The sequence below is a fragment of the Enterococcus sp. C63 genome, assembly GCF_040887215.1.
Classification (GTDB): Bacteria; Bacillota; Bacilli; order Lactobacillales; family Enterococcaceae; genus Enterococcus_B; species Enterococcus_B hirae.
The window spans coordinates 77,816-95,841 of sequence record NZ_JBFOFI010000006.1 but is presented as its reverse complement, the minus strand read 5'-3'; the positions used below and the strand labels follow the sequence as shown (position 1 = coordinate 95,841).

The 18,026-nt window shown below is 38.0% G+C and carries 20 protein-coding genes; 3 read left to right on the top strand and 17 right to left on the bottom strand.

Going from position 1 to position 18,026, the window contains the following annotated elements; translation table 11 throughout:
* Positions 1-217 precede the first annotated feature (217 nt).
* From AB3H90_RS10015 to AB3H90_RS10000, 4 genes are read right to left on the bottom strand one after another with little or no spacing between them, the layout of a single operon-like run.
* Positions 218-766: a cysteine hydrolase family protein gene (locus AB3H90_RS10015; RefSeq protein ID WP_081128460.1), complete on the bottom strand. Its 549-nt coding sequence runs from the start codon at positions 764-766 to the stop codon at positions 218-220.
* Positions 767-777: 11 nt separating this feature from the next.
* The gene (locus AB3H90_RS10010) at positions 778-1,470 is read right to left on the bottom strand and encodes a 5'-methylthioadenosine/adenosylhomocysteine nucleosidase (protein ID WP_010737128.1); all 693 of its coding nucleotides are present in this window, start codon (positions 1,468-1,470) and stop codon (positions 778-780) included.
* Positions 1,471-1,486: 16 nt separating this feature from the next.
* On the bottom strand, positions 1,487-1,771 hold the full coding sequence (macP, locus tag AB3H90_RS10005) for a cell wall synthase accessory phosphoprotein MacP (RefSeq protein WP_010720826.1): 285 nt from the start codon (positions 1,769-1,771) through the stop codon (positions 1,487-1,489).
* A gap of 12 nt (positions 1,772-1,783) precedes the next feature.
* Complete coding sequence (locus AB3H90_RS10000; RefSeq protein WP_010720827.1) at positions 1,784-2,347, bottom strand: NUDIX hydrolase; 564 nt, start codon at positions 2,345-2,347, stop codon at positions 1,784-1,786.
* Positions 2,348-2,572: 225 nt separating this feature from the next.
* Here AB3H90_RS10000 and AB3H90_RS09995 point away from each other — a divergent pair, with 225 nt between their 5' ends.
* Together AB3H90_RS09995 and AB3H90_RS09990 are read left to right on the top strand one after the other, a co-directional pair.
* Entirely contained in the window at positions 2,573-3,238 is a 666-nt protein-coding gene (locus AB3H90_RS09995; protein WP_010737126.1) for a 5-bromo-4-chloroindolyl phosphate hydrolysis family protein, read from the top strand.
* 169 nt (positions 3,239-3,407) lie between these two features.
* Positions 3,408-4,595: a toxic anion resistance protein gene (locus tag AB3H90_RS09990; RefSeq protein WP_010720829.1), complete on the top strand. Its 1,188-nt coding sequence runs from the start codon at positions 3,408-3,410 to the stop codon at positions 4,593-4,595.
* A gap of 221 nt (positions 4,596-4,816) precedes the next feature.
* Here AB3H90_RS09990 and AB3H90_RS09985 read toward each other — a convergent pair whose 3' ends face one another.
* The 8 genes from AB3H90_RS09985 to AB3H90_RS09950 form a co-directional block, all read right to left on the bottom strand.
* On the bottom strand, positions 4,817-6,196 hold the full coding sequence (locus tag AB3H90_RS09985) for an APC family permease (protein ID WP_010720830.1): 1,380 nt from the start codon (positions 6,194-6,196) through the stop codon (positions 4,817-4,819).
* Between the two features lie 36 nt (positions 6,197-6,232).
* Positions 6,233-7,099 (bottom strand): GRP family sugar transporter, encoded by an 867-nt coding sequence (locus AB3H90_RS09980; RefSeq protein ID WP_010720831.1) that lies wholly within the window; start codon positions 7,097-7,099, stop codon positions 6,233-6,235.
* 88 nt (positions 7,100-7,187) lie between these two features.
* Entirely contained in the window at positions 7,188-8,213 is a 1,026-nt protein-coding gene (locus AB3H90_RS09975; protein WP_010720832.1) for a HAMP domain-containing sensor histidine kinase, read from the bottom strand.
* A 17-nt stretch (positions 8,214-8,230) separates the two neighbouring features.
* On the bottom strand, positions 8,231-8,905 hold the full coding sequence (locus AB3H90_RS09970; protein ID WP_010720833.1) for a response regulator transcription factor: 675 nt from the start codon (positions 8,903-8,905) through the stop codon (positions 8,231-8,233).
* 176 nt (positions 8,906-9,081) lie between these two features.
* Positions 9,082-9,696 (bottom strand): DUF624 domain-containing protein, encoded by a 615-nt coding sequence (locus AB3H90_RS09965; protein ID WP_368016656.1) that lies wholly within the window; start codon positions 9,694-9,696, stop codon positions 9,082-9,084.
* On the bottom strand, positions 9,697-10,551 hold the full coding sequence (locus AB3H90_RS09960; protein ID WP_034699894.1) for a carbohydrate ABC transporter permease: 855 nt from the start codon (positions 10,549-10,551) through the stop codon (positions 9,697-9,699).
* The gene (locus AB3H90_RS09955; protein ID WP_010737122.1) at positions 10,548-11,459 is read right to left on the bottom strand and encodes a carbohydrate ABC transporter permease; all 912 of its coding nucleotides are present in this window, start codon (positions 11,457-11,459) and stop codon (positions 10,548-10,550) included. The genes AB3H90_RS09960 and AB3H90_RS09955 overlap by 4 nt, the downstream gene beginning before the upstream one ends.
* A gap of 40 nt (positions 11,460-11,499) precedes the next feature.
* Positions 11,500-12,825 (bottom strand): ABC transporter substrate-binding protein, encoded by a 1,326-nt coding sequence (locus AB3H90_RS09950; protein WP_325821898.1) that lies wholly within the window; start codon positions 12,823-12,825, stop codon positions 11,500-11,502.
* A gap of 227 nt (positions 12,826-13,052) precedes the next feature.
* Between AB3H90_RS09950 and AB3H90_RS09945 the strand changes: the two genes are divergently transcribed.
* Entirely contained in the window at positions 13,053-13,883 is an 831-nt protein-coding gene (locus tag AB3H90_RS09945; RefSeq protein ID WP_081128452.1) for a manganese catalase family protein, read from the top strand.
* Between the two features lie 480 nt (positions 13,884-14,363).
* Here the strand turns inward: AB3H90_RS09945 and AB3H90_RS09940 are convergent, their stop codons facing one another.
* The 5 genes from AB3H90_RS09940 to AB3H90_RS09920 all read right to left on the bottom strand — a co-directional run bounded on the left by AB3H90_RS09940 (position 14,364) and on the right by AB3H90_RS09920 (position 17,848).
* A complete protein-coding gene (locus tag AB3H90_RS09940; protein WP_010720840.1) occupies positions 14,364-14,765 on the bottom strand; it encodes an organic hydroperoxide resistance protein in 402 nt (133 codons plus the stop codon).
* Between the two features lie 153 nt (positions 14,766-14,918).
* On the bottom strand, positions 14,919-15,125 hold the full coding sequence (locus AB3H90_RS09935; protein WP_034699898.1) for a hypothetical protein: 207 nt from the start codon (positions 15,123-15,125) through the stop codon (positions 14,919-14,921).
* A 2-nt stretch (positions 15,126-15,127) separates the two neighbouring features.
* Positions 15,128-16,663 (bottom strand): phosphoglucomutase, encoded by a 1,536-nt coding sequence (locus AB3H90_RS09930; protein ID WP_010737120.1) that lies wholly within the window; start codon positions 16,661-16,663, stop codon positions 15,128-15,130.
* Between the two features lie 18 nt (positions 16,664-16,681).
* On the bottom strand, positions 16,682-17,137 hold the full coding sequence (locus AB3H90_RS09925) for an arginine repressor (protein ID WP_010737119.1): 456 nt from the start codon (positions 17,135-17,137) through the stop codon (positions 16,682-16,684).
* Positions 17,138-17,209: 72 nt separating this feature from the next.
* On the bottom strand, positions 17,210-17,848 hold the full coding sequence (locus tag AB3H90_RS09920) for a GyrI-like domain-containing protein (protein WP_096708744.1): 639 nt from the start codon (positions 17,846-17,848) through the stop codon (positions 17,210-17,212).
* Positions 17,849-18,026 lie beyond the last annotated feature (178 nt).

The window sequence follows — 18,026 nt, the reverse complement described above, 5'->3', positions numbered from 1 at the left end:
TAAAATGGATACTGATTGATTGACTTAAAAAATCTCACAAAATTATGAAAGAAAATAAACCGAAGAAATTCGAAAATAGATAAACTATGTTCGAATCCTTCGGTTTATTTTTCCGTATTGACTTACTCTATCGTACGACAGAACGATCTGGTTACTTCAAGAACCAGTTAGGCTCACAAATCATTAGCAAGCTTACTTTGAAAAATTTTTATTACACTTACTTGATCAACGTTGCCCCGAGGACTGTTTCAAAATGACGTAGTGCCCAGTCATGACCGACTGGATCAAAGCTAGCTACAGCATCTTCAAAAATAAACAGTTGATAGCCTAAATTATATGCATCAACAGCTGTGTGCAACACACAAATGTCCGTACATACGCCAGTCAAATAGAGTTCAGTGATCCCCCGCTCACGGAGCCGAATATCTAGATCTGTTCCACTAAAAGCAGAGTAATGCCGCTTATCGATCCAATAGACATTGGCTTGTTCTTGAGCTCTTTCGTAAACAGCTTGTAGCGAACCATAAAGGGCACGACCATTGGTGCCAATCACGTTATGCGGAGGAAATAGTTTATTTTCAGGATGGAAGTTATCCGATGGGTCATGCGCATCAATCGCAAACACCACAAAGTCTCCCTCTTCGATAAACTTTTTCGTGTGAGTCGTCACTGCTTGTTCAATCACTTGCCCAGCTTTACCTGTCGTTAATTTCCCGTCATCTGCCACAAAATCATACGTGTAATCAATCGAGATCAATGCTTTCATTAATGGGCTCCTTATACAAGATGTTTGACAAATTCGATTACCATCTCAGCAGAACGTTTCCCTGCATCTTCAATAAACTCATCAAAGGTTTGTGTCGCTGCATGATCAGCAGTATCACTCATCGCACGAACGATCAAGAAAGGAATATTGAACTGACGAGCCGTTTGTCCAACAGCCGCTCCTTCCATTTCACAAGCCAACGCATCTGGAAAGTTTGTTAAAATCTCTTCTACTTTTTCGGAAGAATCAACAAACGTATCTCCAGTAACGATCAAGCCTTCTTTCACATTCAGATCTATCGCTTTGGCTGCTCTTGCCATCTCTGTGCGAAGATACGTACTTGCTTCATAATAAAGCGGCATCCCTGGTATTTGTCCTGGCTTATAGCCAAATCCGGTTGCATCTGCATCGAAATAAGCTACTTTATCAGAGATTACGATATCGCCTACTTGTAGCCCTTGTCCGATACCACCCGCTGAACCTGTATTGATGACCATATTTACACCATATTGTTGGATCAACAAACTAGTCGTGACTGATGCCAAAACTTTACCGATCCCTGAACGAACCACAATTACTTCATGTCTTCCTAAAGAGCCTGAAATGAACAATGCTCCTGCTCGTTCCCATGACAAGGGTTCACTTAGCTTTTCTCTTAAAATTTTGATTTCTTCTTCCATTGCACCGATAATACCGATTTTCATAGCTTTTTCCTTCTTTCTAAATAAATGCGACCGCAAAAAATACGACACACAATAATAGAATAACAATAATCAAGGATTTCATCAAAAATGAATTCCACTTCGTCGTTTTTTCACGTTCACCGATTCTTGTTTTTGTGATAGGTTTGTTCCGTTTTTGTTCCTTTCGATAAAAACTAGCAATTTTCTTTTCTTCTTGCTGATAAGCAGCCTCTTCTTTTCTTTGCCGTTTTAATGACTCTTGGGCTTGCGCCTGCTGTCGTTTACGTAATTCACTTCTCGTAATCAGCGGTCCTTTGGCCATCAGCCGATCCCTCTACTTTCCTTTAATCAATAGCTCCCAATATTGGATCGCATACATGGTTTTCGCATCACAGATCAGTTGATCATCTATTGCTTGTTTAGCTTCTGCGAAAGTCAGTGCATATAATTCAAGCACCTCATCTTCATCTTGAGCCAACGGATTCTCTACTTTCTGTAAATCAATCGCATGATAAATATGCATGATCTCATTTGCAAATCCTGGTGAAAGATACATAGATGAAACATGTTTGAGCTTTCCTGCCCGATACCCAGTCTCTTCTTCCAGTTCTCTTGCAGCGGTACGTTCCGGTGTTTGGCTTTCTTCTGGATCGATTTTCCCAGCAGGGATCTCCAAAATCACTTTTTCTAATGGTTTCCGAAACTGTTTCACTAATAATAAACGATCCTGATCATCAAATGCGATGATCCCTACACCACCCGGATGAAACACTAATTCACGTTTGGCAAGTTTTCCATCTGGCAGGCGGACGTCATCTACTGCAACATCGATGATTGCTCCGTGATAGATTTCTTTTCGTTCGATCGTTTTTTCTTCAAATTGCTCATATTCAAGCATCTTTCTCCCACTTTCTTTGTAATAATACCCGCTTTTCGTTTACTTTTCAATTTTTCTAGAGTTTTCTTTTAGTTTACCATAACTAAACCTTAGAAATTCTCTAAATCTACAAAATCCTCCTTTAGTCCCATACTCTTTCTTAGGTTGAGTGTGCTAAAATAAGGGTGGAAATGAGAACAACGCTTCATTACTTAAAATGGATGGAATATATATGGAGGGCTTATTATGCGAAAATTAAATTGGCGATGGATCTTAGGTCTATTGTTGGTGTTTCTTTTGATTCGTCAAGGTCACTTTTCTTTAGTAACAGTCATTTTGATTATCGGCGCAGCTTTAGTGATTTGGGGAATCTTTGGCTCTGGCAAGAAAAAATCAGCAAAAAATGAAATGCCCGATTTATCTGATGAACTTGAATCACATTATACAAAAAGCGGGATGACACCTAGTGAGATTACTTTCTTTAGACAGACAATGAATCAAACGAAAGTCGAAATTGAACAATTGCAACAAAACATGCAACAAACAGCCAAACTAAAAGCTGTCGATCTTCGTCACGATACAGTGAAGGCGGCCAAAGCACTCTTCAAAGCATTGGTGAAAGAGCCCAACCGATTACACGAAGCAAGTCAATTTCTTTATACTCACTTACCAAACTTAGTCGATTTGACCAATAAATATATTGAGATCAACGACCATGAAATCAAAAACAAACAGACTTATGAAAAGCTCGAAGAGAGTTCACAAATCATTGATCAACTAGCACATCTGATTGCTCAAGACTATCAACAATTTGTCTCTGAAGATTTAGATGATCTAGATGTAGAAATATCAGTTGCGAAACAAAGCTTAAAACGAGAGAATCTATCTGATGATAACAATCAATCTCAATGATCGGTTAATAGAATCATAAAGGAGTGTTTTGTTTCTTAGACACTCCTTTTGCTTATCCTTTCTTTTGTTTATCCTTTATAATAGATGAATAAGATGAACAACCGTTTTTTTACAAAAATGATAACATTGAACCTATCGCATCACATTGAACCACGAGGAGGAGTTTTAAATGGATAATAAACCTAAAGAGGTAACACCTGTAAATGACACGTTAGATGATTTGTTAAATAATCCGTTCTCTACCCCAACAGATAAATTAACCCAAACACAACAGTCAGAAATCAATGCTTTGCAAGAACAACAAACCGCTGCACGCTTGATTGATAAACTACCTGCTGAACGACAAGAGCAAGCCAAAGAGCTAGCAGCTAAAATCGATGTTTCAGATGCACAGTCGGTGATCAGCTACGGTTCTGCTGCTCAAACGAAGTTAAGTGAATTTTCACAATCCATGTTAAATCATGTACAGGCACAAGATATTGGTCCTGTCGGAGATTCATTGACTGAATTGATGTATCGTCTGCAAGAAGCAAATCCTGATGAATTACGAGCTGGCGAAGGCAATATTTTCCAACGGATGTTTGGCAAAGTAAAACAATCGATCTATGAAGTGACTGCAAAATATCAAAAGATCGGTGCCCAAATCGATAAAATCTCTGTTAAATTAGAAAAAGAAAAAGACGGGCTTTTAAAAGATAATTTGATGCTCGAACAACTCTATCAAAAAAACAAAGATTATTTTGATGCACTGAATATTTATATCGCAGCTGGCGAATTGAAAATGGAAGAACTTCAAACAACGATCATTCCTAAAGCAATGAAAAAAGCCGAAGAAACAGGCGATCAAATGGATGTTCAAATTGCAAATGATTATACTCAATTTCTAGATCGTTTAGACAAACGAACACATGACTTACGTTTGGCAAGACAGATCACTATCCAGCAAGCACCACAGATCCGTTTAATCCAAAATACTAACCAAGCGTTAGCAGAAAAAATCCAAGCATCAATCGCAACAGCGATCCCTCTATGGAAAAACCAAGTAGTGATCGCCTTGACGTTACTTCGCCAAAAAGATGCGGTAACTGCCCAACGTCAAGTTTCTGAGACAACCAATGATCTATTGAAGAAAAATTCAGAAATGTTGAAAATCTCTGCTATTGAAACAGCAAAAGAAAATGAACGTGGGATCGTTGATATTGAAACCTTACAAACAACTCAAAATGATTTGATCGAAACGATCCAAGAAACATTACGCATCCAAAAAGAAGGAAAAGAAAAACGTCGTCATGCAGAAGTCGAACTTGGTCATATGGAAGACGACTTGAAACAAAAATTACTCGATTTAACACAATAAGACTATTTTGCATTGAACAATCAAAAAAAGCTCTAGATTTTTGATGTTGGTGAAATTCGCCAACATCTTTTTTATGCTTTAAAAGGATAGAAAAGACACCCCGAAATCCTTCAAAATGAATTTGGCTAACCAATTCATCGAAGGACTCAAGATGTCTTACACTCGTCTTATAAAATTACGCTATAGGTTCTAAACCTAGGTCGTTTAGAAAGAACGAATCATCAATTTTGTTGATTCATTTTACTATGTTGGTACCCATAACCAAAGTAAATCACTAATCCAATCGCCATCACGATACCGAAGACGATCCATGTGACTGGTTGTAAACGAAGCATTAATACCAAGCATGTACCGATAGATATGATCGGTAATATCGGTACAAATGGCACTTTAAATTCACCGGCTTTTGGTTTACCAAACATTTTTCTTAGTTTAAGTAATCCTAAGCTGACTAACATCAAATAGGTCAACGCCATGATGTTTGTTAGTTCAGCGAGAATATTCAATGGGAAGAAACCAGCGAAAAATAAAGCCGCTACCCCAGCTACAAAAGTCGCCTTTCTAGGCGTCCGATGCTTTTCATCGATCTCTGTCATAAATTTAGGTAAAAGACCGTCTTTACTTACAGCAAACAATAACCGAGCTAGCGAATACATCATAGAAATCGTTACGGTCAAGAGCGTCAAAATGGCACCGACTGCAATCACAGCTCCGATTGTTCCATGACCAACGTAACGCATCGCAAAGGCAACTGGGTCACTGACCCCTAATTCAGTAAACGGAACAATCCCCGTTAAAATCAAGGTAACTACGATGTATAAAGCTGTGGCAATCAAGATCGAACCAATGATCCCTCGAGGAACGTCTTTTTGTGGCTCTTTCACTTCTTCGGCTGCCATTGCAACTGAATCAAATCCCAAGAAAGCGAAGAAGACTAGAGCTGCTCCATCTAGAACGCCTGAAAAACCAAATGGTGTAAATGGTTGCCAGTTTTCAGGTTTTACAAAGAAAATCCCTACAACGATAAATAATGCAATAATACCGAATTTCACAAATACCATGATATTATTCAATCTTAATGCTTTTTTGGCTTCTAAAGAAACGATGTATGTCACAAATATGACAACGAACACTGCGATCAAATCGACATAGGTGCCATTGTCAGGATTATAACCACTGGTCAAGGCTTGTGGTAAATGGACTCCAAATCCTTCCAAGAACCCTTGAACATAACCAGACCAGCCGGAAGCAACCGACGATACTGCTAATAGAAATTCGCCAATCAACAACCAACCTGTTAACCAGGCGGCAAATTCACCAAAAACAACATAAAGATACGCATACGGGCCACCAATGACTGGCACACGTGAGGCAAACTCAGCAAAGCTTAACCCCGATAAAATGACAACGATTGCAGCTAAAACGAATGAAAGTGACAGTGCTGGACCCGCATTTTGATTGGCCGCAACCCCTGTCACTACAAATATTCCTGTGCCGATAATTGCGCCAATTCCAAGCATAATTAAATCGGACGTTTTCAGATCTTTCTTCATCCCACTTGTGTGGTTGAGATTGATTTCTTTCTTACGAAACAAATCCATGGCAGTACCTCCCTATTTTAGGTTGGAAAACGGCCATTAAGCCGTTTTCATATACCCTAAAATGATACCACCTAAAATGACTAAAAGGCAACCGACAATAACGTAAACAAGTTCTTTTTTCGTTTTCTTTTCTCCCAAAATGAAAATACCACCTAAAGTTGAGATGATAATTCCCATCTGTGATAATGAAAATCCAACAGCTAAACCAAGTGATTTAACAGTTAAGAGCATGCACACGTTCCCAATTCCCCATAGCAAACCACAAATCATGTTCTTCCAAACAAATTGATCCACTTTAACTTTACGAAAGGCAAAGAAACTTGCACCTAAGATCATTCCGATACTTTGAGGTAAGATGATTGACATCGCATCCAAGTTAGCCCAGTTCACAATGATCGTATAAACACCATAACCAATCGTTGAATAGATCAATGCTCTAAACCCTTTACCAAAATCAAGCATTTTATTGTCAGTATCAACTTTTCCTTCATCATCTTGGCGAGCTGTTAAATAGGCACCGCTAACAAGAAGGGCTAAAGCTAGGATACCGTATACATAATCTTTCGTTTGTGTCCATTCATGAAAGAAAACGGCTCCCGCAATCGTATTCAAAATTAATTGAAAACCAGTCGATAAAGGCAAACCAACAGAAACGCCCATAAATTTCATTCCATGGAACTGTCCGTTTTGACCAACACTCCAAGCTAACCCAGAGAGGAATCCAATCAAGAAAATCCATGGTGTGATTGTTGGGCTAACGATGAAAAAGACAACTAATGAAAAGATAAATGCACCAATCGTCATCCCTAATGTCTGTTGATTGGCATCGCCACCAATTTTCCCGCTTACTAAACCAATACTTCCCCATGCTACCATAGGGATTAATGCTATTAAAATTTCCATAACTAATCTCCTTTTATTTCACATGATATGAAACTTATCAGCGAAAACGTTCACAACACAAGAAGTTTTTTTCGATTCTAACTATTTTCTAACGTTTCTCATTATAGAAATTTAAGATTGGGAAAAACAGGGTCATCGTTGTTCCCTCTCCTACAATTGATTCAGCAAGTAGTTGGATCCCAAGTTTTTCAGCTAAGGATTTAGCCAAATAAAGCCCTAAACCAGTAGAATGTGTTTTACTCAATCGTCCATTAGAACCTGTGAATCCTTTGTCAAAAATCCGCGACAAGTCTTCTTTAGGAATACCGATGCCCGAGTCTTTGATGGCTAAAGAGATCCCTTGTTGGTTCTTTTCGATCGAAATGATGATTTCTCGATGGTCAGGTGTATATTTAATCGCATTGCTCAAAATTTGTTTGAATATAAAAGCTACCCACTTGGCATCTGTTAAAACTCTTTGATCTTCTCCAATAATCTCATACCGAAGATTTTTTTGAATAAAGTAATTCGCCTGACTGCGTATCACTGGCTGAATGATGCTTTTTAATTCATACTCTTGGATTAAATAATCTCTCGAAAAACTATCCAACCGTGCATAATAAAGAACTTGTTCTACATATTCATCGATTTTGGCTAGTTCGTTTTCTAGTAGGGTATATTTTTGATCATCAATATCAAATTCAATCGAACGCACCAAGAGTTCAGAGGCTGCTAAAGGCACCTTGATTTCATGGACCCACGAATCAATGTAATCTTTTTGATCCTGTTGGTTACTAATCGCCTCTTGCATAACTTCTTGATGCTCACGGATCAATTGATTGATATAATCTTCGACTAATTTTTCTTCTTCTGTATGACCGCCACTCAAATAACTTTGCAGCGGAGATATTTGTTTGAGATCGGCAAGTTTTTCCCACCAATGACGTTTGCTTAAATAACGGACAAGTAAATAAAAAAACAAAAATACGGCTTGAATAAGTGCCAGATAGCCAACCATCGTCCAGTCGACTAAAATATTAGGTGCTAACCACATGACAAAAATCGTTAGCAAGACAAAAAAGAGCCAGCCTAAGAGCAACGACCATTGATCCTTTAAGTATTTAAAGAAATTCATTATTTATTTTCATCCTTTCAGGGAACAATATAGCCCTGCCCGACTTTTGTTTCGATATATCCTTTGATCCCTGCTTGTTCGATTTTCCGACGTAAACGATTGATATTGACTGTCAATGTATTGTCATCAACAAACCGCTCATCATCCCATAATGCTCTCAATAACTTTTCTCTGCTAAGGATTTTCCCATGTTGCTTCATCAAGATAAATAGTAATCGATATTCGTTCTTACTTAAATCGATGATTTCACCGTTGATTTCCATACTCCCATTATCAACATTCAACGTGATCCCGTTATGACTCATGACTTCACTCGACAGTTCCCCATAATTGTATGAACGTCGCAATAAAGCATTGATTTTGGCAATCAGCACATCAATTTGAAAAGGCTTGGTGACAAAATCATCTGCGCCCATATTCATCGCCATGATCATATCCATATTGGTATTTCGACTGGAGATGAAAATAATCGGCACTTTGGAGACTTCTCGAATTTTTTGACACCAGTAGTAGCCATCAAAGACCGGAAGATTGATATCTAATAAAACAAGTTGAGGTTCTTCTTTTTCAAAGTCTGCAAATACTTGATTAAAATCAGAGGTACCGAACGTTTCAAACTGCCACTTTTCCAGTTCTTCCATGATGAGTTGGCGGATGATTTCTTCATCTTCTACAACCATAATTTTTGCCATCTTGTTGTCCTCCTACTTCTTTCTTGCTATAACCATAACAAAGAAGGCCGAACGTGACAAGTAACCATATTTTCAACTATTTCTCTCTTCGTACCCCTTATATCTGAAACGATGGGTTTATTCCTCAATATTTAGTCAGGTAGTTGATTCTTTCATCGCAAATATTTTGACTATTCTTAAACTTTTGAAGGGCTCTTTATTTCTTTCCGTCCAAAAAACAAAAAAGTTTGTAAATAAAGCAATGAACTTCCTCCGACTAAAACCACATAAATAGGTCCCAGGAAGAATAAAAAAAGCAGTAGTAGCAGGGTTCCCCCTAAATGTAAGAGAGCGTTTTTCCATTGATAAAAAAATAAAATAAAAGCAGTAAAAAGAGGGACTTCGTTTGCTCTCTCTAGTTGGAGCAACATACGGTAGCTAACCATCACGATACTTAAAAAAAGGACACTTAACGAAGCATACATCAATATCAATCCCCATGGTCCGCCCCAGTAAAGAAAAATACGACTATCAATCAGTAAAAGCAATAAATAGAAACTGACTATGAGGTCTTGCTTACGATAGGTCAAAAAATTATGACGAAGTTCTTGCCAAAACAACGTATGGATCTTTTTCTCTTCGTTTTTGTGGTAGTGATAAATGGTAGACATAACCGTACGACTAGCACTGCCAATCGTCAACAGCGGTAAGCTAGTTAATAGCCATAAGAATTGCAAAATAAGCAATGACGGAATCCATTCAATGACTGTCAAAAAATGCTGATTGATTTTTTCACTATGAATTTTATTCATTTAGCCTTTTGACCCTCCTGTCAAATCCATTCCTTCAATAAAGTAACGTTGCGCAAAGAAGAACATCAAAATCGTTGGGATCAAAACAAGTGTGGCTCCTGCCATCAAATAATTCCATTGAGTCGTCGCCTGATTTTGGAAAACTTGCAATCCAATCTGTAAAGTATACTTCTCTTGATCTTGGATGTATAATAACGGCCCTAAAAAATCGTTCCAAGCCGCATTGAATGAATTGATCGCAATCGTGATCAACGCTGGTTTAGTCAGCGGCAGCATCAGACGGCTCCAAATATAGAAATGATTCGCTCCATCGATTTCTGCCGCTTCAATTAATTCATCATTGATGGATAAATAAAATTGACGCATCAAAAATATATTAAATGCATTGCCGAAAAATGATGGAACGATCAATGGTAAATAAGTTCCTACCCAGCCTATTTTTGAGAATAGAACATATTGGGGGATCATGGTCACAAAACCTGGAATCATCATCGTAGAAAGGACTAAAGCAAACATTAGCTTTTTTCCTGGAAAATCTAATTTCGCAAACCCATAGGCAATGAAAGAATTCGAGAGAACATTGCCGAATACCACTAAGACTGTGATCAATAAAGTATTCCTTGCATAACGCCAGAATGGGAAAGCAGTAATGGTATCCAGATAGTTTTGCCAAACAATTTTTTCTGGAAAAAAGGTTGGAGGATAACGTACGATCTCTTCCATTGGTTTTAAAGAAGTAAATACCATCCACAATAATGGTGTGATCAATACGATCCCGATAGCAGTCATGAGGAGATAACTAATGATTTTTTTGGTTTGACGATTAACACTTGTTCTTTTGAAATATTCCATCATTTGCCATCACCTCCAGAGTAATAGACCCATCTAGGTGCCAGTTTCAAATTAATAAAAGTCAACACTAACACAATTAAAAATAGGATCATTGACATCGCCATCGCATACCCCATATCAAATGCAACAAAAGCTTTATTCCACATGTGAAGATTATAAAATAGTAAAGAGTTAGCTGGTCCTCCTGTCCCATTTTTAGTCATCACATAAGCCTCTTGGAAAATTTGAAAAGAGCCGATCGTTGAAGTAATCACATCATAAAAGATAATTGGTGTGATCAACGGCAACGTGATATTTTTAAATTTCCCCCATACGCCAGCGCCATCGATCGCTGCTGATTCATATAAAGAGCGTGGAACGTTTTGCAAAGTCGCTAAATAAAGCAGCATTGCTCCGCCAGAACTCCAGATTTTCATTAAAATCAAAGCTGGCTTTGTCCAGTTAGGATCAAACAACCAGGCTGGTCCAGAAATATTGAACCAACCTAGAAACGTATTGATCAACCCGGCAGAAGGTGAGAGCAGCTGCATCCATAAAATATAAACAGCAACACCAGATAGGACTGCGGGTAAATAAAACATCGTTCGGAAAATACTAATTCCTCTGATCTTTTGATTTAAAATCGTTGCTAGAAATACGCTAAACATTGTGGTTAAAGGAACATTGAATAGGACGAAATACACTGTATTGTATAATGATTTCCAAAAAAGATCATCGTGTAGAAACATCCGTCTAAAATTAGCTAATCCAATGAAATTCATTTTAGAAGTCAAATTATAATCAGTGAAACTTCCGATAACAGAAAAAAGCATGGGCCCTAACATAAAGACGACAAAGCCAATAATAAAAGGCGAGATAAATAAATAGGCCCATCTTGCCTCTTTTTTCTTTCGGATTGATAAACGCTTCATTTTCTTGCCTCCTTTTTTCTTTCAATTAGTCAACAGTTGATTAGTTATTTTGTTTTACTAGATTCTCCACCGCTTTTTGAGCATCAGCTAAACCTTCTTTTGGTGTTTTTGTTCCTAAGAGAATTTGATCGATTTGTTCGTTCACTAGTGTCGTATAATCTGGTGCTGCTAATGGGACAGGTGTAATGACCGTATTTTTGAAATTCTCATCAGCCATTTGATAGATCATTCGTCCCTTGTCACTTAGCTGTTCATTCTTCACTAAGTTCTCATTGGCTGTTTTACTTGCCATGATATCAAAACTCTTTTCGCCAAATTTTTCTTGAACTTCTGGTGAAGAAAGATACTTGATAAAGTCATAAGAAGCTTCTGGATCTTTTGCCCCATAAGGTACTTCGAGTACAAAGCCGCCGCCCCATGACCAATGACCAGAACCTTTTTCTTTTTCTGGAAGCGGAATGACACCAAAATCAAAATCTTCTGGAGCATTTTCCATCAAGCTCGAATAATAATTGATATTTTGGGCACGCATTGCGACTAAACCTGAGATGAATGGATCAGAAACACCTGAGCCAAATTCTGCCTCTAATTTATTGATCGTATCTTTCCCATAATAGTCTTGCCAATCTTGGATCCACTCTAATGCTTCAACTTTATTCTTCGTATCGATTTTGATTTTGTCGTCTTGATCAAACCAGCTTGTCCCATTATCTGCATTTAATGCCCAGACATCTGCCCCTAAATTCCATAAAGGATAAAATCCAATTCGTGTGAATTCTTTTTTATCTTTTTTATCCAATTGATGGGCGGTTTTTTCTAATTCATCCCATGTAGTTGGTAAATCTTTTTCAGCGATTCCTGCTTCTTTAAATAATTTTTTATTATAAAAAATAACTTGAGTATCTGTGTTGAACGGAATCGCATATGGATCACCTTTGTACTCCACTGTATCCCACAATTGTGGATAAAAATCTTTTGAGGTCTCTTCATCTACATATTTAGATAAGTTTGTGGCCTGTTGCGCTTCAGCTCTTTGAGCAACTGAATTGATATCTTGAACAATCACGTCTGGTGCATTCCCCGCTGTAATCGCTGACAATGATTTGGTCCAAATATCCCCCCACGGTTGGTATTTATAATTTACTTGGATCTTATCTTGTGATTGATTGTACTCGTCAATGATCTCTTCAATCACTTCTTTACGTGCTCCTGATCCCCAAAATGACCAGAAATCAATAGTTTTCTTCCCGTCACTTGTTTTTTCAGATGAACTAGCTGCGTTTGACTTTGCACTACTTGAACCACAACCTCCCAACAAAAATAATGCTGTACTTGCCAGCACCCCAGTAACTAACAACTTTTTCATTTTATCCCTCCGTTTTTTAATAAAAAGGTTATCTTTTGTCATTTGCAACCGATAACATTTTAATATAACGATATCATTTTAATCAGAAAATAACAATTTATTAGGCGCGTCTACTCATATATCAGATTAAATCTGTCACCGTACTTTTTCTAAGCATTTCCTTTGTGTTTTCTCATTTTAAAGCGCAGAATGTAAATGTATTAATAAAAGATTAGGAGGAATTTTTGATGTTCAGACACCAAAAGGAATTACAGTTTGAAGCAAAACCAGATCGTCCGAATCCGTTAATCGCAAAATATTTACAAGAGCTTATCGGTGGACAATACGGAGAAATGAGTGTGGCAATGCAATACTTGTTTCAAGGTTGGAGCTGCCGAGGAGAAGAAAAATATAAAGACATGTTAATGGATATCGCAACAGAAGAACTTGGACATGTCGAAATGTTAGCAACGATGGTCGCACGATTATTAGAAGATGCGCCAGTTGAAGACCAAGAAGAAGCAATGAAAAAAGATCCTACGATCGGCGCAATCATCTCTGGTATGAATCCTCAGCATGCCATTGTCGCTGGCTTAGGACCACGCCCTGCTGATAGTGTTGGCAACCCTTGGAGTGGCGGTTATATCGTTGCAAGTGGAAACTTGTTAGCTGATTTCCGTGCCAATCTAAATGCTGAATCTCAAGGACGGTTACAAGTTGCTCGTATCTATGAAATGATCGATGACCGTGGCGTCAAAGATTTACTGGCAGTCTTGCTTGCAAGAGATAGTTATCATCAAAACTTATGGGCAAGTGCCGTGAAAGAATTAGAAGAAAATGAAGGCTCCATTCTTGTACCAAGTACGTTCAATCGTGAAAACGAACGAAAAGATATCGCCTATGACTTTTATAATTTCTCAGAAGGTGATGAAAGCAGTAAAGGCTCTTGGGCAAGTGGCGAAGCCTTAGATGGTGAAGGCGAATACCAATGGTTAGCAGAACCAAAAGTTGAAGGTGATAAGCCAAAATTACAACGGGTTACACCAAAAATGTATGGAACACCACCAAGTAAAAAATAAAACATGCAAAAGTGGTTGAGGTTGAGACAAAAGTGTTTAGCATCAAGAAATAAGAAGGAATTTCCGAAAATTGACAAGAAACACAAAAACTAGTTTTTGATGTTGATTGTTACCTACTTGGTGCTTCTCAAATTTTTGGTAAATTTCGGCAAATTTTCCGAAGATGCTGCTTTTGTCTCACCGTTTATCCGTTTTTAGAGATACTAAAAGAGCCTGAGACAAGTTTTGTCCCAGGCTCTTTCACTCAACAGAATAAAAATAAGAATGATCGACCTGCAAGCCTTTGCTGTCCTACTAAAGACAGTAGAAATGCTTGCTGGTCGATCATTTTTTAGCTTCTATTGGCATTTATAAGCCAAGAATAGTTTGAGACTCGTCACCATCATTTTTAGGACCGATAGAAAATTCTACCGGTCCTGTTTTTTATAAAAAAAGTAGTTATCTAAAGGTACTTACTTCTTCCTTAGATAGAAAAATCGTTTAAACTGTCACTACCTCAACATCAATATTTCCTCTTGTCGCTTTTGAATAAGGGCAGTAATCATGGGCATCTTCCGCTAATTGCTTGGCTTGTTCTTCGCTCACATCGTCAACATGTACTTCTAAGACCACACCGATTTTATAACCACCTTCATCAAGGGTATAAAGGGAAACTCGTGCTTTAACTGTGGAATCTACGGACAAATTTGCTTCTTTGATCATATGTTGCAGTGCACCATTGAAACATGAGGCATAGCCCGCAGCAAATAGTTGTTCCGGATTTGTTCCTTCAGCATGGATGCCTGGAGGAGTGATCTTCATTTGCATCGAACCATTTGGTGCTGCTACTTCGCCTTCTCGTCCACCATGATTGATCATCGCTGTTTCGTATAATTTTTTCATTGTACTGCTCCTTTCGATATGACACTTCGTCTATTACTAGTGTAAGCATATCTAGCAATTTGTTCAAAAATTCTGCTCCTAGATTCATACTGCAACGATTGAGGACTTCTTGATTAACATGAGCATTTTAGTTTATTTTCTCATGAAAGTTACTTATTCAAAAACAAGGATGCCATCTTCAATGATTTTTCCAAAAAAAAGAAAAATACCACTCGTAAATAATAAAGTCATGTTTGTTCCCAAGTAAATAGCTAATTTCTCTACACAATTTTTGATATGATTGATTCTAAGATAAAGAAAAACTAAAAAATTAACACCATAAACTAATATAGTCAAAAAAATTACTATGTTCGCAACCATTTTTACTTTTCATTTCCCTTCGCTTCCTTAGTATCCACTATCAGTGGTTCAACATTTGAGTATTTCTTTAAATGTTCCGCAAGTAGCTGTAAAACGTGTTGATTTTTTCCAACTTCATCATTTTCGATCTGGAGCACCAGTAATGGCTCATGCAAACTTGCTCGTAATAAAAACCAGCCATTCCCATATGGTTCTTTTAGATCGTAACGAATTCCTTCTTCATTTTCCGGATGAAATACCAGTCCCTCTTCGTTCAATTCGTTCGCTAGCCCTTGAATAATTGTTGCCCCTTGTTTTTTCGGATCCTCTCCACTAAGCCTTAACCTAATTTCTTGTACTTCTTGTGGCTGTTTTAAGTCGTGGATAATCTCTTCCAACGTTTGTTCTGTTTGTTTCAGTTCTGGCAAAAGCATCAAAATTTTTGCAATGACATAGGCACCATCATCTAAAAAATAATTTTCCTTGAATGCTGCATGTCCACTCGTTTCAATCGCTAACGGAACATCGATCCCTTCTTTATTGCATGCAATTGCACGATTGATGACATTACGATAACCTGAAATGTAACGATCTTGTCTGCCACCTTTTTCTTCAATAAACGTTTCTAGGTGATTAGACGTTGGTGAATTAGTTACGATCGTCGCTCCAGGGTATTCTTTTAACACGATCGTACTTAATAAGGCGATCAAATTGTTACGATTGATCACTTGACCACTTGCACTGACTACTGCCGAACGGTCAACATCCGTATCAAAGATCACTCCTAAATCGGCTTGATTTTCCAAAACAGCTTGCTTGATACTTGCCATGGCTTCAGCATTATCTGGATTCGGGATATGGTTCGGAAAATGACCATCGGGGTCTAAAAATTGCGAACCTGTCGTATCTGCCCCTAATCGTTGTAGTACTTTTTCAGCAAAAAAACCACCGGAGCCATTTCCTGCATCTACGATGATCCGCCAGCCAGCTAACGGTTTTGTGTCAGACATTCCTTTCTTTCTAATACCATTTTTGATTTTTTGAACTAAGTCTTCTGCATAAGGTGTTAACAGATCGGCTTTTTGGACTGTCCCCTTATGATTGGTTTTATTTGGTGTTGTTTCTGATAAAATAAATGCGATATCTTCTTTTTCTGCGCCGCCATTAGCTGTAAAAAACTTCATGCCGTTAAAGTAAAACGGCAAATGACTAGCTGTTAGCATCACACTTGCATCACACTGGAATTGAGAAAACTGAGTAGCCATAAACATCGCCGGTGTCGTAGCTAACTCAAAATCAAGAACATTTATGCCTTGTTCGATTAATCCGTCAATCAGCGCTTTTTCTAACGTTGGACCACTGATTCGACTATCCCGCCCCACTCCTACCGTTAATTTACCTTCTTGATATTTGCGTGGATGATCCCTTTTTAACCAATTAACCAAGCCACAACTTATTTTTTGGATTTCAGCTGGTGTCAAATTAGCTGAATGTGTTTCCGTCGTCATGGCAATCCCTCGAATATCAGATCCGTTTTGTAGCGCTTTCAACAAAGACATAAATCATTCTCCCTTCTTTTATTCCCTCATTCTTTCTAATTTTTCTGCAAAATCTTGTGCTTCTTCTTCCGAACGGCAAATCACAATAAATGTATCCACTCCAGCAATCGTTGCAACAACTTCTGGATAAGCGACTTCATCTAGCCAATTGGTTACGACATCCGCCCCATCTTTTTCTGTTAGCACCACGATCATAAATTGAACAACTTGTATTTTCAAAACTTCTCTTTTAACAGCTGCTTGTAGTCGTTCTTCATGTAACGTTTCAGCAGGCTGACTGAATAGATTGTAACGAACTTGCTTATTTTCATCCGTAGACTTCACTAACTTCAGCTCACGGATATCACGCGAAATAGTTGCTTGAGTGGCTGTCACCCCTGCGTCTTGAAGACAAAGCAATAGTTCTTCTTGTGTGCTGATTGGTTTTTCTGTGATGATCTGACGAATCAATGCTTGTCGTTGGATTTTTTTCATAGCGGACACCTCTTGTCTTTGATTATAGCAAAAAAATAATCGTTTTTCTGCCTTTTTTGGTATTTTTTACTTTTACTTTTTTAGTTGATTTTTTGGCGCAATCTTGACACGCAAAATCGTTCTCAGTTTTTCTGGGTTGGCTCTGCGCGGATCCCCTAAATAAATTTCTTTATGTTCTTTAGCTATCCGTTGATACCCCTGCTCTTCGATAAACGTTGCTAATTTTTCAAAGGTTTGTGGCTCATCCTCATATGGTCCCACATGAAGCATCTGAGCGACTAATCCTTCATCCATGCTACTAAATACTACTTGGTCGAACAAATCATTGGGAATTTTGTCCGCTACACGTAGTAGAGCCTCATGTGCAACTTCTTTCGTCACAAATTCAGGTTGTTTGATCATGATCTGATAAGCAAAATGACTCTTCTTCATTACTTTTTCTTGCAAATAAGCTTCTTGTAATCCCCAATGTCCTTCTAATGGATAAACAGTGTAGGGAAGATAGTTAGGAATCTGCCAATTTTTCTTTGGGGCCATTCGGATCGCATAACTAACAGCATATAAAGCTGCCACTCGTCGCTGAAAATCGTCTTCATTTGGATCCCCTACTCCTTTTATGCTAAAAAAATTCTGTGGGGATAACGTTAAGATCTGTGGCTTTTTTTTACTACTATAACCTGGTTCCGTTTTTTTCCAATCAATCGTAGCCATTTTTTCCTCCTGCGATGATTTATTCTCTACTATCATAACTCTTTTCAAAAGACTTGGCTAACCTGGTTGACACTTTTTTTACCTCTATGCTAGAATAAGCGATGGAAATAAATCGTACAGATAACACGTATATTACGTGTCGAGAGAGAGGCGGTTTCTATTTTTATAATAGAAATCA

What these genes read in the sequence shown, in the direction of transcription:
- AB3H90_RS09925 (WP_010737119.1), bottom strand. Translation starts at nt 17,137, where the DNA reads ATGAAAAAAATCCAACGACAAGCATTGATTCGTCAGATCATCACAGAA.
- AB3H90_RS09945 (WP_081128452.1), top strand. Translation starts at nt 13,053, where the DNA reads ATGTTCAGACACCAAAAGGAATTACAGTTTGAAGCAAAACCAGATCGT.
- AB3H90_RS09950 (WP_325821898.1), bottom strand. Translation starts at nt 12,825, where the DNA reads ATGAAAAAGTTGTTAGTTACTGGGGTGCTGGCAAGTACAGCATTATTT.
- macP (WP_010720826.1), bottom strand. Translation starts at nt 1,771, where the DNA reads ATGGCCAAAGGACCGCTGATTACGAGAAGTGAATTACGTAAACGACAG.
- AB3H90_RS10000 (WP_010720827.1), bottom strand. Translation starts at nt 2,347, where the DNA reads ATGCTTGAATATGAGCAATTTGAAGAAAAAACGATCGAACGAAAAGAA.
- AB3H90_RS09960 (WP_034699894.1), bottom strand. Translation starts at nt 10,551, where the DNA reads ATGATGGAATATTTCAAAAGAACAAGTGTTAATCGTCAAACCAAAAAA.
- AB3H90_RS09975 (WP_010720832.1), bottom strand. Translation starts at nt 8,213, where the DNA reads ATGAATTTCTTTAAATACTTAAAGGATCAATGGTCGTTGCTCTTAGGC.
- AB3H90_RS09995 (WP_010737126.1), top strand. Translation starts at nt 2,573, where the DNA reads ATGCGAAAATTAAATTGGCGATGGATCTTAGGTCTATTGTTGGTGTTT.
- AB3H90_RS09985 (WP_010720830.1), bottom strand. Translation starts at nt 6,196, where the DNA reads ATGGATTTGTTTCGTAAGAAAGAAATCAATCTCAACCACACAAGTGGG.
- AB3H90_RS09920 (WP_096708744.1), bottom strand. Translation starts at nt 17,848, where the DNA reads ATGGCTACGATTGATTGGAAAAAAACGGAACCAGGTTATAGTAGTAAA.
- AB3H90_RS09930 (WP_010737120.1), bottom strand. Translation starts at nt 16,663, where the DNA reads ATGTCTTTGTTGAAAGCGCTACAAAACGGATCTGATATTCGAGGGATT.
- AB3H90_RS09980 (WP_010720831.1), bottom strand. Translation starts at nt 7,099, where the DNA reads ATGGAAATTTTAATAGCATTAATCCCTATGGTAGCATGGGGAAGTATT.
- AB3H90_RS09970 (WP_010720833.1), bottom strand. Translation starts at nt 8,905, where the DNA reads ATGGCAAAAATTATGGTTGTAGAAGATGAAGAAATCATCCGCCAACTC.
- AB3H90_RS09965 (WP_368016656.1), bottom strand. Translation starts at nt 9,696, where the DNA reads ATGAATAAAATTCATAGTGAAAAAATCAATCAGCATTTTTTGACAGTC.
- AB3H90_RS10015 (WP_081128460.1), bottom strand. Translation starts at nt 766, where the DNA reads ATGAAAGCATTGATCTCGATTGATTACACGTATGATTTTGTGGCAGAT.
- AB3H90_RS09940 (WP_010720840.1), bottom strand. Translation starts at nt 14,765, where the DNA reads ATGAAAAAATTATACGAAACAGCGATGATCAATCATGGTGGACGAGAA.
- AB3H90_RS09955 (WP_010737122.1), bottom strand. Translation starts at nt 11,459, where the DNA reads ATGAAGCGTTTATCAATCCGAAAGAAAAAAGAGGCAAGATGGGCCTAT.
- AB3H90_RS10010 (WP_010737128.1), bottom strand. Translation starts at nt 1,470, where the DNA reads ATGAAAATCGGTATTATCGGTGCAATGGAAGAAGAAATCAAAATTTTA.
- AB3H90_RS09935 (WP_034699898.1), bottom strand. Translation starts at nt 15,125, where the DNA reads ATGGTTGCGAACATAGTAATTTTTTTGACTATATTAGTTTATGGTGTT.
- AB3H90_RS09990 (WP_010720829.1), top strand. Translation starts at nt 3,408, where the DNA reads ATGGATAATAAACCTAAAGAGGTAACACCTGTAAATGACACGTTAGAT.